The organism is Aquimarina agarivorans, from assembly GCF_000218485.1.
In the GTDB taxonomy this organism is placed as follows: domain Bacteria; phylum Bacteroidota; class Bacteroidia; order Flavobacteriales; family Flavobacteriaceae; genus Aquimarina; species Aquimarina agarivorans.
The window spans coordinates 1-12,479 of record NZ_AFPB01000131.1 but is presented as its reverse complement, the minus strand read 5'-3'; the positions used below and the strand labels follow the sequence as shown (position 1 = coordinate 12,479).

General features: G+C 29.9%; 14 protein-coding genes, 1 other RNA gene and 1 pseudogene. 3 read left to right on the top strand and 13 right to left on the bottom strand.

Annotated features, from left to right (window positions below; genetic code table 11):
• Positions 1-108: 108 nt before the first annotated feature.
• Positions 109-306 (top strand): Lacal_2735 family protein, encoded by a 198-nt coding sequence (locus GMC_RS21495; protein WP_138940586.1) that lies wholly within the window; start codon positions 109-111, stop codon positions 304-306.
• Here GMC_RS21495 and pyrF read toward each other — a convergent pair.
• Positions 303-1,111, bottom strand: a pseudogene (gene pyrF / locus GMC_RS19360) (orotidine-5'-phosphate decarboxylase). The gene GMC_RS21495 and the pseudogene pyrF sit on opposite strands and share 4 nt — an antisense overlap.
• Positions 1,112-1,524: 413 nt before the next feature.
• Here pyrF and GMC_RS0106930 point away from each other — a divergent pair.
• Positions 1,525-2,193, top strand: coding sequence for a pirin family protein (locus GMC_RS0106930; RefSeq protein ID WP_010521453.1), 669 nt, complete (start codon positions 1,525-1,527; stop codon positions 2,191-2,193).
• 370 nt (positions 2,194-2,563) lie between these two features.
• On the opposite strand, the gene GMC_RS0106925 is transcribed toward GMC_RS0106930, so the two are convergent.
• The 6 genes from GMC_RS0106925 to GMC_RS0106900 form a co-directional block, all read right to left on the bottom strand.
• Positions 2,564-3,298 carry a glutamine amidotransferase-related protein gene (locus GMC_RS0106925; protein WP_010521452.1) on the bottom strand — a complete coding sequence of 245 codons (735 nt, stop codon included), beginning with the start codon at positions 3,296-3,298 and terminating at the stop codon, positions 2,564-2,566.
• A 24-nt stretch (positions 3,299-3,322) separates the two neighbouring features.
• Positions 3,323-3,874: a hypothetical protein gene (locus GMC_RS0106920; protein WP_010521451.1), complete on the bottom strand. Its 552-nt coding sequence runs from the start codon at positions 3,872-3,874 to the stop codon at positions 3,323-3,325.
• 121 nt (positions 3,875-3,995) lie between these two features.
• Complete coding sequence (locus GMC_RS0106915; protein WP_010521450.1) at positions 3,996-4,529, bottom strand: hypothetical protein; 534 nt, start codon at positions 4,527-4,529, stop codon at positions 3,996-3,998.
• A 124-nt stretch (positions 4,530-4,653) separates the two neighbouring features.
• The gene (locus GMC_RS0106910; RefSeq protein WP_238527942.1) at positions 4,654-5,070 is read right to left on the bottom strand and encodes a hypothetical protein; all 417 of its coding nucleotides are present in this window, start codon (positions 5,068-5,070) and stop codon (positions 4,654-4,656) included.
• Positions 5,070-5,450, bottom strand: a complete 381-nt coding sequence (locus GMC_RS0106905; RefSeq protein ID WP_010521448.1) for a hypothetical protein — start codon at positions 5,448-5,450, stop codon at positions 5,070-5,072. The genes GMC_RS0106910 and GMC_RS0106905 overlap by 1 nt, the downstream gene beginning before the upstream one ends.
• 862 nt (positions 5,451-6,312) lie before the next feature.
• A complete protein-coding gene (locus GMC_RS0106900; RefSeq protein WP_010521447.1) occupies positions 6,313-6,915 on the bottom strand; it encodes a hypothetical protein in 603 nt (200 codons plus the stop codon).
• Between the two features lie 608 nt (positions 6,916-7,523).
• Between GMC_RS0106900 and ssrA the strand changes: the two genes are divergently transcribed.
• Positions 7,524-7,923: a transfer-messenger RNA gene (gene ssrA / locus GMC_RS20965) on the top strand.
• Positions 7,924-8,029: 106 nt separating this feature from the next.
• On the opposite strand, the gene GMC_RS0106885 is transcribed toward ssrA, so the two are convergent.
• From GMC_RS0106885 to GMC_RS0106865, 6 genes are all read right to left on the bottom strand, one after another.
• The gene (locus GMC_RS0106885; RefSeq protein ID WP_010521445.1) at positions 8,030-8,392 is read right to left on the bottom strand and encodes a DUF3703 domain-containing protein; all 363 of its coding nucleotides are present in this window, start codon (positions 8,390-8,392) and stop codon (positions 8,030-8,032) included.
• Positions 8,393-8,445: 53 nt separating this feature from the next.
• Complete coding sequence (locus tag GMC_RS0106880) at positions 8,446-8,862, bottom strand: Fur family transcriptional regulator (protein ID WP_010521444.1); 417 nt, start codon at positions 8,860-8,862, stop codon at positions 8,446-8,448.
• 2 nt (positions 8,863-8,864) lie between these two features.
• Positions 8,865-11,021 carry a TonB-dependent receptor gene (locus GMC_RS0106875; RefSeq protein ID WP_010521443.1) on the bottom strand — a complete coding sequence of 719 codons (2,157 nt, stop codon included), beginning with the start codon at positions 11,019-11,021 and terminating at the stop codon, positions 8,865-8,867.
• Between the two features lie 78 nt (positions 11,022-11,099).
• A complete protein-coding gene (locus tag GMC_RS21175) occupies positions 11,100-11,417 on the bottom strand; it encodes a DUF6660 family protein (protein WP_094766262.1) in 318 nt (105 codons plus the stop codon).
• A 55-nt stretch (positions 11,418-11,472) separates the two neighbouring features.
• Positions 11,473-11,697: a hypothetical protein gene (locus GMC_RS0106870; protein ID WP_010521442.1), complete on the bottom strand. Its 225-nt coding sequence runs from the start codon at positions 11,695-11,697 to the stop codon at positions 11,473-11,475.
• A 26-nt stretch (positions 11,698-11,723) separates the two neighbouring features.
• On the bottom strand, positions 11,724-12,101 hold the full coding sequence (locus GMC_RS0106865; protein WP_010521441.1) for a hypothetical protein: 378 nt from the start codon (positions 12,099-12,101) through the stop codon (positions 11,724-11,726).
• Positions 12,102-12,479 lie beyond the last annotated feature (378 nt).

Sequence of the window (12,479 nt, the reverse complement as noted above, 5' to 3'; positions counted from 1 at the left end):
ATTCTATTATATATTCTTAATTTAATATTACAAAAACTTTAACACTACTTTTTGTCGATTAATGGATATTTTAACACTTGACAATCAATTTATTAGTTATTTTTAAGTATGCAAATTTATAATTTCAAAAATAGAAAACAATTAATGAGTCGTTATATGGAACTCATGGAAGAGTCTTACAATCTGAAGCAAACAGATGCAGCCTTGAGTGATTATGACTATTACGAAGCTATAAAAATACGCCGTTGTTTGGAATTGCAATACCGCCAATGTTTTGGTGCTTCTTCTTTGGATTTGCTCGATTAAATGTAAGGGGCCATTTGTTGCTGTAATTTTTTTGCAGCTTCACTAGCTGCTTCGGCAAAGTTTTCATTTTTAGAGGCATAAATAATACCACGTGATGAATTTATAAGTAATCCTACCTGATCGTTTAGGCCGTATTTACATACGTCAGCCAAACTTCCGCCCTGAGCGCCAACACCTGGTACTAATAAAAAGTTATCTGGAACTATTTTTCGAATTTCAGCAAAATATTCAGCTTTAGTTGCTCCAACAACATACATTAAATTTTCAGCGTTTTTCCAGGTTTTAGAGGTTTGTAATACATGTTTATAAAGTTCGGTATCATTTATTTTTTTGGTCTGAAAATCAAACGCTCCTTGGTTAGATGTTAAGGCCAACATTATAGTATGCTTATTTTCAAAAGCTAAAAAAGGTTCAATTGAATCTTTACCCATATAAGGTGCTACCGTAACCGAGTCAAAAGATAAGTCATTAAAAAAAGCTTTGGCATACATGGTTGATGTGTTCCCAATGTCACCACGTTTGGCATCAGCAATGGTAAATATTTCAGGGTATACAGCATTTAAATACTCTATTGTTTTCTGAAATGATTTCCAACCTTTCATGCCATAAGCTTCATAAAAAGCAGTATTTGGCTTATAACTAACAGCTAAATGATGTGTGGCATCAATAATCGCTTTATTAAATGCAAAAATAGGATCAGGATCTTCTAAAAGGTGGGGAGGAATTTTGTCAAGGTCTACATCCAATCCGATGCATAAAAATGATTTTTTCTTTTAATTTCTGCTAAAAGCGTAGCTGTAGTCATTGTTAGTTTGATTTAACACAAATATAACTTGTTTTAAGGGTTGCTTGAAAACATTTTAGTCATAAAAATAGATGGGAAATTTAGTTTAGTACGGATTATTGCTTGCATTGGAAATTTTATAGTAAAGACTGTTTTACAGAAGGAATAAAGAACTAGGTATTGTAAATTAAACTGTGGTGTTTTTATAACTTAGTCACTTTTAGTTCATTTATATTTTTTGAACATAATGACTTTAAAATTTTGCAACGCATTTAAGGATATTCTTTTGATTTCTATTTTATCAAACTATGTAATTCTATATAGTAGGATTGGATTATAAAAGTCTAATTTTTTGAATGACTAATTTCTTTTTTGAATGTAATTTTATTAAGAATAAAAGGACAAATTAGTTAACTAAGAAATTGTGGAGCAACATGGCGTTAAAAAAGTTAGATAGAAATAATATAGAAACAGGAGGTTTTCAAGGCATTACCCAAAAAAGATTAATTGTACACCCTAATTATGGACCTAGAATGGGCGTAAGGGAAGGTACTTGGCCTGGTGTAGGGAACTTAATTTATTTAGCAGATTCTTGGTTTAAGGAGGGGATTTCTACAGGTTTACATCCTCATAAATTTATTGACGTATTGACTTTTGTAGTTGAAGGTAGCTTAAGTCATGAAGGGTCACTTGAACATGGTGTGCATTTAAATGCCTTAGACTTTCAAGTTCAAAAATCAGGAAAAGAAGGTTTTGCACATAATGAGGTGAATAAACAAAAGGAAACTACTCGAATGTTACAACTATGGCTGATACCAGAAAAAGAAGAAGAAACAGCCAGTTTTAGAGTGCGTGTAGCCGAAAAGGGTAAAATAACCAAAGTATATGGTACAGAGGACGCCAACAGCACCCAAATAGAAGTTGGGCATTTAACTAATGAGCAAATTTATAATAGCCCTTCCAAAAGTTTGATTTATGTAGTGTCAGGAGCTATTAAAGTTGAAGGGGAATTAATTGAAGAAGGCGTGTTATTTGAAGCTAATAGGAATAAAATAGTAAGTTTAAAGGATAGTATATTTATTATAGCTTACAATACGATTTAAAGAGATTAAATGCTTTTAGCTTCTAAAAATAGGGCAAAAAGCTCTTGGCTTTAGAATACTGTAACAGCTAAAGGCTAATAACTAATTGTAAAAAACGGATGTTTAAAAAGATGGTGACTTTCAGCCATAACCGAAACTAAGGTATTTTAAGTTTATAATAGTTCATTAATTTAATAAAACCCAGATTATGCATTAAAAAATCTATTCCGTCTACGATCTAATGTAAATACTAACCTAAATTATATTTTTTAATTTCACCATATTGATGCTATGCATAAATTAAGAAAGTATTAGTATTATCATATTTCGCAGACTTGTAAAGAAGTTTTAACGCATAATCTGAGTTCAAGATTTGAAGAAAAGCTCAAAACTAAACAACAATACTTTCAGATGCATGTAATTTGATCAAATTTTCAATAAAAAGAGTGAGTATTGAGTTCATTTCTTCAAAATTGTAATTTTGAATTTGATCGGCAGTTTGCACATAAGTTTTATTTTTCAGTATTTCAAGTTCTCTTGTGGAATTAAGAATAAGAGTTTTAATAGATTCTGATGTAAATTCCAAGTGACATTGAAATACATAAACAAATTTGCCATATTTTATAATTTGATTAGGACAACCGTTGCTGTAGGCTATTACCTCAGAAGTATCAGTAAGATTAGCCATATCCCCATGCCAATGCCCCACATTTAGTGTGTCAGGTAAATGACTAAACAATTTATTTTTTTTGCCACATTCAGTTTTGCATATTTCAAAAATTCCTATTTCGGTATTTGGACTAGATAATACTGGTGCTCCTAGGCTTTGGCCTATCATTTGTGCACCTAAGCATATACCGATAACAATTTTATTTTCATCAATACATTTTTTTATCAATGCCATTTCCGCTTTTGAATCAAAATATGGATAGTCTTGTATGGTAGTATTAGGGCTTTTCGGTCCTCCCATAACAACAAGCATGTCTAGTTCGTTTGGTGTATTAGGTAATTTATCACCTTTGTATAACTTTGAATATAAAACTTTATAACCTTTGCTAATTGCCCATGATTCTAAAATCCCAGGCCCTTCAAAATATTCGTGTATTATAAAATGAATAGTTATCATTTGTTTTTGTTTTAATTATAAGAATTAAGAAGCTTTATTAGAGTTGTAGTTGAATAATTCGGTATCAACTTTTTCATTTTTGATTGACGCATTAAGTTCAATTAGGCTATCATAATAAATATTATCAATGTAATTTACAAGATCTTTTTTGTTGCTAAATTCATCGCCAATCAACTCATATATATTCCAAAATCTTTTTTCAAATTCATTGTAAATCATAGGGGTGCTAACAACTATATTAAAAGATTTAATAGAAGGTAAATTGGTTGATAATGTTGGCTTTAGGAAAACTTTAGAATTTTTTAATTCAAAATTAAAATCTAAAGATTCTTTAATTACCAAAAATTTATAATTGTAATATTTTAATAGTGTTTTCAAGTTGTAAATCTGTTCTTGTAATTCTTTTTTTGTTAGTGATAATCCTAGATACTTTGGATTTTTAATATAATTTTCTAATGATAATTGATCAACAATTTGATAATGATTATAATTGTTTATGTGACTTACCCAGTTGTTGATTAATTCGGATCTATTTTTGAAAACCTTTTCAATTTGAAGTTTAGTTGCTTTTTTCAATTTATAATAGCGTTCTATAAAAGACTCTGGAATAGTAATTAAAGGAAGATGTGAATTTGCAGCAAAAATATCGCCTTTACAAAGTTCGTAAGTATCGCTATAAAAAGTAGTTTCTAAATTTTTATTCTGTAATGAAATTGATTTTACTTTTTATATATGGAGTCCACTCATAATTGTTTGTAATTCCTAATTGAGCAAAAAAAGGTTTTTGATTATCAATTATTATTGAAGCAAGCCAATTGGAATCTATATATAAGACATTATCATCTTTGCTAATATCATTATTATCTTGGATATCATTAGCTTGATTAGATAATAGTATGGCAAAATCCAAATTATAATTTTTAATATGCTTTTTAAGTGAATAATTTAAATTGTTTTCATTTAGTGTGGAGGTACAAATGAAACCTATTTTTGTGTTTATAGGTTTTAAAAGAGTGAAATGAGCATAATCATTATTATCTTCAAATGTTAAGTTATCAACAGCAAGTCTATTATTAATTTTGGAAACTAAAGTTAACCAGTGAAAAAAAGTTTTTATAATTTCATTAGCATCTTTTTTGTGTAATGTAAGCAAATGTTTTTCTCCTAATTTTGGCGTAGCAATTAATGACAAAATTATTTCTTTGAGATTTTTTGAAGTTTCTGTGTTCATAGCGTTTGTTTTTAAAGTTGTTAATGTATTATTGATAGTACATGATTGTGATATTTATAGAAAAATGGATGAGTTGGTTAGTTTTAATAGTAGAAAATATTTAGTGAAAGTGAAATAAAAGTTGTCATACTTTCATTAATTTATGACTATTAAAAGAATGTTCAATTTCTTCAATTTCAAAAAGATTACATTTTTTTAGCATTCTTTTAGTTGGTAATATTGATTTTCTAACACCTTCAATAACATTTTCAGAGCTTAATAAATCATTTATAATTTCAGAAGATTCTTCAACAGTGAAAAACTTTAAAAGTATTTGCTCTAATTCATGATCATCTGGATATAAAAAGGCAAGAATCATTTTTTGTAAAAGAGCTCCAATTTTAGCTTGAAAATCATTTGGCATTTTAGGCCAAAGAATTTCAAAAAAGTTTTTGAAATAGGCATGATGTTTACCCTCATCAGTTGCGTGATCTAATGCAAATTCTCTGATACCTTTTTGCACAGTTTTATCGTGAGGTAATCCGGTGAGAGTTCCTGTTATTAAAGTTTCAGATATAATGACAAAAAAATCTTAATCATTTGTTCTAATTCCTTAGGCTGACTCAAAATCAATTCATCTAATTCTTTAATAAATTTAGGTTCCATTCTCATTGATTTTACACCCGTATGTTCTTCTATTTTTGAAATTAATGCAAAAGCCATTTCAGCATGAGCCCCTTCATCAACATATATTTTGAGAGCATCATCTTTCATTTCACTAGAAAGCCAAGGTAAAAAAGAAGGCATTCTTATTAAATTACATACCTCGTTTACAGGGCCTAACTCAAGCCAAACAGTAAATTCTAAATAATTGTAAAGTTCGTAAACAAGTAGTTTTTGTATTTCCTCTTCGGGTAAATTAAATACTTTTGGGTGTTTCAAAAGTATTGATTGTTCTCTTTAATAAAAATCTAAGCCTTTTTCAAAGTCAATTAAAGTTGGATGGTCTTTTACTTTCACTACAGCGGTATTTTGCCATTTTTTTAACCTTCAAATGTATTCAGTTGTGGGTCTTTTCATAATTGAAAAATTTTAATATTAAGTATTTATTTATGTTGTATGGATATTGTCCTTTGGAAATTATTAAGCTTACAGTACTTTTTTGTAGGACAAGATCTTTAACTTATATAATATCAATAATTACAATAAATTGACAGCCTTATAAGTAAGTTTAAGATTTAAAGAACAATAGATAAATATTTGAATCAAAGACATTTATGATAATTTTTAATTATGAACAAGCTTTGTATAGTGAAAGAATTATAAATAATGCTTTAAGTATTATTTTGTATTTATTTAACATTAATAAAATTAAATTTAACTCATTAATTCATTGTAATAAAGTTAGTTATCTAACATTTATAAGATGTTTTAGTCTGTTCAAACACAGATGTATTTGTGGTTTTGTACAGAAACTAAATTTTAGTTTAACCCGAATTATGCATTGAAACTTTGTCATGAGGCTGTGATATATAATAAATACTTGTGTTTTCTTAATTTCAGTATAACAGCGTTAAAGTTAAATTAAAGAATACAGTTTGCAATAGTATTTGAAGTAGATCGCAGACGTAATAGATTTTTTAATGCATAATTCGGGTTTAACAAGATACCTGATTAGTATAGTAGTATTTATGGTTACATTATTAGAATTACAGTATAAGTTTGTTTAATATATTCTAATTTAAAATGAAGAAGACCTTATTGTGTTAGAGTAATGTTTATGCAATGGCTTGTTAGCTTCAAACTAATTAAATGAGTTTATTTTAGTTGTAATTTCAGCTATTTTTACATGACCAAACCAAGAATGAAGTATTTCATTATTATTAAATAAGGTAAAAGTAGGTGTGCCACGAAATTGATTAGTGGTAAATGTGAGTGATACTTCGGGTAATTTTACTAAATAGTTTTTTACCTTTTTTAAAAAAAGATCTTGATCATAATTAGACCAGATAGAAAAATTAGGATTTAGTAGGCATATTTTTTCTGTTATTTCATCTATTTGAGATGATTCCATTTTTTTATCCATTGCAATTGGAAATTCTGGTTTAATTTGTAATTTATTATATCCATATTCAGCCAGTGCATGTTTGGTGTGACCAACAAGTGTTCCTTCATTAACTAAATCAATAGTGTTTTTAGTTGTATTCACATCAAAATCTTCGAAGGCAGTAGAAAGGGCAAGAAAACCTAAATTATTATTATACTTTTTGTATAGTTTACTAAAAGTTGGTAAGGCATATAAAAAACACCCCGGACAGTTTACTTGAAAGTTAAGTAGTAAATTAAGTTTTTTAGGTTCAAAATTTCCTTGAATTTTTTCACCTACATATAAATGTAAAGGTACCATAGCTAATTTTATTAATTAGTCGTAAAAAATATTAATCTAAGACTGTTTGATGATCATATTGCGTTAAAAATGTCAAAAAATAGGTTAGTATGAGTTGAAGGTTTTTTAAAGCAAATTGGGCTTCAAAATCATTACTACAAAATTTAGGTAATTCACAAGGAAGATTATCCACTGCCATATTGACTATACTATTTGGAGTATTGTAACTGATTTCCTTACCTGTTAATTTATCATATTCCTAAATTAAATTTTTTAGAGAAATTTCTTTTATACCCAGAAAAATATTAGCATCATTACTATTTTTAGTAACAACAAAACCAAGTTTAGAATAAGCAGTATCGGGAAAATAGCAAGTAGAAGAACTTTCAATAATAATTGATGTTGAGGGTAACAATCAGTTTTTTTTTATTGTAAGGGAGAAATAACACATGAGTTTCGTGTATTGGTTTATGTTCCTTGATAAGGGCAAACTCCAAAATGGTATAATATTTGCACAAATTTTATGAGCGCATAGATATTACAATTATATTTGCAACCCGAATTTGATATTTATATATTAGTTTGGAACAAATTGGTAAATACATATTGTTGTTTTTACTGATACAAATGGGGTCGACTGGTTTTGACAGCGAGGCCAATTGGATTGTAAGCACGCCGAGCTATGATGTTCATGCTCGTAAAAATCGATATCACTTTTATAAACGGCGAGAATAACTACGCCCTAGCTGCATAATCTGAATTATAGTAAGATTGCGCCTCGGTCTACAAGGTAGACAAGCAGGATACTCTTCAAAAGCCTTGGTTTACGGCGTTTGGTTTTTGAGTATCGTAAAAGTAAACATAGAAACAATAGGGTCTTGATATTGTTTTGAAGCTTAATTGAGAATAAGGAACGAGTTGGTTGTTTTTGACCGGCAACTTCACGAAAATCCAATCAAAAACTAAGCGTGTAGAAAGCAGTCATAATTGCTTGTTTGGACGAGGGTTCGAATCCCTCCGACTCCACAGAAAACTCCCGAATCAATAATGATTACGGGAGTTTCTATTTTTGGTCGACAATATGGTCGACAATTGTTGCTTTTTGTATTAATAATCTGAATAGTTAATCAATCTTTTATTGAGCATTCAATAGTTTAGCAATATCACCAGGCATAGGCATAGGTTTTAATGGTGGTACATTTGACCCTCCTGTATTACCAAGAGGAACGTGATCTATAAATGATTTCCAGCCCCCAACAACCAGCCTAACAATTTGTCCAAAAACATCTTTAGTATTCTTTTGCCTTAATCCAAATTTAAACATTAGCCAATGTGAATTGGTGTGCTCAATTGGGTAAGATTGACCTATAATATGACTTCTCTCTAAATGATGCCAAGCATTAGAGTGCTGCTTATTCTTTGAATAAAAGCGGTAATATTCCAACTCTTTGTTATAAGCTACTTTAAGATGCTTTGGTACTTTTATATTGAACTTCATATCAATTAATTATATGCAAAAATAGTTTAATAGTAAGCGTAATGGAAGTACATTTATTTCCCACTACACTTATCACAAATCCCTTTCACAACTAGGTTTACATTTTCAGAAACAAAACCTTCTGGTACTTTTATTTGAGGTATCTTATGTTCTGTTAAACAAATAGTTTCATTGCAATTATTACAATGAAAATGTAAATGCAAATCGTTTTTTATATCGCAACTACAACCTTTTTCACAAAACGCATATTTAGTGATTCCCGTACCATCATCAATTTGATGTACAATATCATTTTCTTCAAAGGTTTTTATGGTTCTGTATAATGTTGTTCTATCTGCCTTTTCGAAAGCATTTTCAATATCACTTAATGTAACTGCTACTTGTTTTTCTGTAAGAAACTTATATATCAATAAGCGCATTGCTGTAATACGAATATCTTTTGACTCTAATAATTGTTCTATTGTTTCCATAATTAATCGTGGTCTTCGTTTCCAAAAGGTTTTATAATAAGACCTACACTAAAGATAAAACCATCTGTAGGAGCATAAATTTCTGGAAATACTGGATTCTCATGAGGAGGCAATACCAATGGTGAAAATCTACTTTGTCTTCTATCGGTAAAGTTCTCAAAATTCATAAATACACTACCCAACTTAAAATTACGCATTAACAGTAAACCCATGGTAACAAAATCCGTAGTTTCTGTACCGTTTGACAAAAATTGCTTTCCTGTATAATAAGTTTCGTAACCTATTCGCCACTTTTCGGACTCATACATTAGTACACTACCTGCATTATGTTTTGCTGTTAATGGTTTTTGTGGTTTATCATCCAAGTAATTTAATCTAGTATCAATTAAGGCATAATTTAAAAACCACCTAAAGTCTTTATAAGAGAATTTGATATTGGTTTCAGCTCCTTTACTAAGGATTTCATCAGTGGCATTTTCAAATTGAAATAAACCATTGTCGTTTGTATTTAATAGTAGTGCATCATTTATTGCGGTTACATAAAATAATTGGTTTACTGAAAAGCTTACCTCATCAGATAAACGTGTTTTGTAATTTACATCAAAGTTAACACCGTATGAACGCTCTGCGTCTACTTTAGATTTATCTATGGCAAGTATATTTTCGAAGTTGATATATTCTGCTTCTTCAGTAAAAATATCGGGTATTTTATAGCCTAAGCCACCGCCAATTCTACTGGAAAATCCACTGTCATTTTTATATAATAATGAAACTCTAGGTAAAGGAAAGAAACCAAAATCATTAGCGTAATCGGCTCTTAATCCTGCGTCTAAAATCCAATTATCTGTAATATCATAAACGCTATTAGCAAAAACACCAAAGGTTACATCTTTTTGGTCACGCTGTAATAGTGCATTATCATTTTCATCAAAGTTTGAAGAATATAAATTTGCTCCGATTATTATATCGGCTTTTTTTGTTTCTCGATTGTAAGTGACCTCTGTAAATGTATTCGTTTGCTTGCCATCAAAATTAAAATCAGGAACAGTTAAGTTTCTATCAAAAAATGAAATACTATTTTTGAACTGTAATGAGCTAATAGAATCTAGCTTTGTTTCATAGACGAATTGACTGCTTAAACGTTTTGAATTATTTTCTTCTGAATACTGATGAATACCTTCTTCACCACTTTCAATAATAGTTATGTCGCCTCCAATTCTATCATCATATGTTCCATTTAGTCCAAACCAAACGGTTGTATTTTCTGATGGATAGTAGAATAATTTAGGGTTGAAAGAAATTGATGTAGTTTTAGGTAAATTACTAAATTCATCATCTTCTGGGTCGTATGCTTTTTGGTAATGTCCAGAACCGTAAAGTGAAAAACCAAACTTTTCACTTCGTTTGCTATAAAAAATATTAGCTGTGCTTCCTAACGCTTGTGTTTGTGTAAGCATAATATCCAATGCAGGTTCTTCATCAGGTGTTTTAGATACCATATTCACTAAACCAGCGATAGCACCACCACCATATAAAGTTGATGAACTTCCTTTGATAATTTCAAATTGTTTAAGGTCTAAGGGTGGAATTTGCAATATACTTAACCCACTTGAAAAGCCTCCATAAAGAGGGAAACCATCTCGTAATAACTGCGTATACCTTCCATCTAGTCCTTGTATACGAATATTTATACTACCGCTACTCAATGAAGTTTGCTGCATTTGTATTCCTGTGCTTTCACGTAGTACCATAGAAATATTAGTAGGATTCATAATGGCTTTCTCACCTAACTCTTCAGCACCTATAAACTCAATACGTGTGGGTATTTTTTTTACTGTTCTTGTACTACGAGTAGATTGTATAATAACTTCTTCTAACGTGCTTCCGCTTTCATCAAGTTTAAATATCAATTCATTTTCATTAGGAACTTGAATTGTTGTTTCCAAAGTTTCAAAGCCTAAAAAAGAAATTATTATTTGATGCTGACCATTGGGTATGTTTGAAAATTCTGAAATACCATCAAAGTTGGTTACTGCTCCTTTATCTAATGCTTCAAAGTAAACGGTAGCTCCCATTAAAGGTTCGCTTTCAGCTTCTGTTATGACTTTTATTTGTATGTCTGATGTTTGTGCCTTTAATGATAGGCAAAGTATGAACATAAGCTTTACGCTCAATAAGTATTTATTCATTGAAATATAATTATGATTAACTAAAAAATGATTTAAAATCGTTTTGTTTTAGCTAATTACTCGCGGCGGTTGCCAAATATTAGATTGAAAGTCGAACCTATAAATAGGTTGGTAGGTGGTTATTAAATCTGTAGAAATTTTATTACAAACTATGAGCTCAAAAGCAGTTAATGGTACATAGGTAATTGACATGCCACAACAATCACATATACAAGTTATTGGACAGGAATCATCACTGTCTTCTTGATGATTATGCTCTACACTTAACGCTTCATCATGTTGGTCTTCAAAATTTCGACCATCAGAACAAGGCTTTGCTGATAAAGAAAAGATTATAAAAGCTAATATGATACTTAAGAATTTCATTACATCAAAGATATTAATTTATTGATGCAATGATTGTGCAAAAGATGTTTAGACCTTATTTAGATTTACAATAAATATTATTTTCCAATAAGGCTTGTAAATTGCTAGGCATACTATACTGCGTTAGTGCTTCACCTGTTGAGGTATTGTTCCAATCATTAGTTTTAGCATTGAATTCCCACTCTTTAAAACTTTCTAATAAAGTGGCGTGGTAATGTTTTGGTTTGGATTCAATGGGTAAGTTGAAACCAAATCTATCAAAAATGCGTTTCCCTTTCATTGCTACCAATGTTGTATACAAAGCGTTTAAATATACTTTTGGTGAAGAAGTTTCTTTTGCTCTTTTTTTTTTAGGTCAGGTTCGGTAAATATTTTGCTACCATACTTAATAATTTCTAGAAGTGCATTATCTAAATTCCAAACTTTATCAGCTTTTTGACCTTTTCTGTTTACATAACCTTTTTTTGCTCTATAACACCATTCGCTAAGTAAAATATCAGCCATTTCTTTGTTGGCAACAATAACGTGCAAATGAGGACTGTACGTTTTGCGTAAGGGGTTAAAATTGGACTCTAATGATTTAATGCCAATTAATTTTATTCCTTTACCTCTTTGATACCTTTTCTTGTGTTTGTTAATGATTTTGGAGAAGTTTTTGTTTAAAGAATTAAAGTAGCTATCCATTATGGAAAGATGATAGGTTTAGAACAGATTGGCCAAAGAGACAAAGAGCTTCTTCTCTTTGGTCAAAATACATTCAAAAAGATAAAAGTACATACACTTATACATTCTATGGATTTTTACTTCACAGACCAAAACCTGGAGCTAAATTGGAGGTGATTTAGTATTTAAAAATTTTACGATATTTCACCAAACCAATATATCCTAAATAATAAATGCAACCATATCATAATTTAGTAATACTTGGGTTAACTTTTTTGATTTCGTATCATATCAAAGATCGTTTACAGAGTGACGATAAAAAGAAAAAGTCGGGATGTGTTCTTTGGATCTACGTCTTCATGTCGTATCCCTTTTGTATTGTATAAATTATTATTATGT

Bases quoted from the DNA above. Each gene is read 5' to 3' on its own strand.
- GMC_RS21175 (WP_094766262.1), bottom strand. From the start codon at position 11,417: ATGAAATTCTTAAGTATCATATTAGCTTTTATAATCTTTTCTTTATCA.
- GMC_RS0106915 (WP_010521450.1), bottom strand. From the start codon at position 4,529: ATGAACACAGAAACTTCAAAAAATCTCAAAGAAATAATTTTGTCATTA.
- GMC_RS0106870 (WP_010521442.1), bottom strand. From the start codon at position 11,697: ATGAAAGGGAAACGCATTTTTGATAGATTTGGTTTCAACTTACCCATT.
- GMC_RS0106885 (WP_010521445.1), bottom strand. From the start codon at position 8,392: ATGAAGTTCAATATAAAAGTACCAAAGCATCTTAAAGTAGCTTATAAC.
- GMC_RS21495 (WP_138940586.1), top strand. From the start codon at position 109: ATGCAAATTTATAATTTCAAAAATAGAAAACAATTAATGAGTCGTTAT.
- GMC_RS0106925 (WP_010521452.1), bottom strand. From the start codon at position 3,298: ATGATAACTATTCATTTTATAATACACGAATATTTTGAAGGGCCTGGG.
- GMC_RS0106880 (WP_010521444.1), bottom strand. From the start codon at position 8,862: ATGGAAACAATAGAACAATTATTAGAGTCAAAAGATATTCGTATTACA.
- GMC_RS0106875 (WP_010521443.1), bottom strand. From the start codon at position 11,021: ATGTTCATACTTTGCCTATCATTAAAGGCACAAACATCAGACATACAA.
- GMC_RS0106865 (WP_010521441.1), bottom strand. From the start codon at position 12,101: ATGGATAGCTACTTTAATTCTTTAAACAAAAACTTCTCCAAAATCATT.
- GMC_RS0106900 (WP_010521447.1), bottom strand. From the start codon at position 6,915: ATGGTACCTTTACATTTATATGTAGGTGAAAAAATTCAAGGAAATTTT.
- GMC_RS0106930 (WP_010521453.1), top strand. From the start codon at position 1,525: ATGGCGTTAAAAAAGTTAGATAGAAATAATATAGAAACAGGAGGTTTT.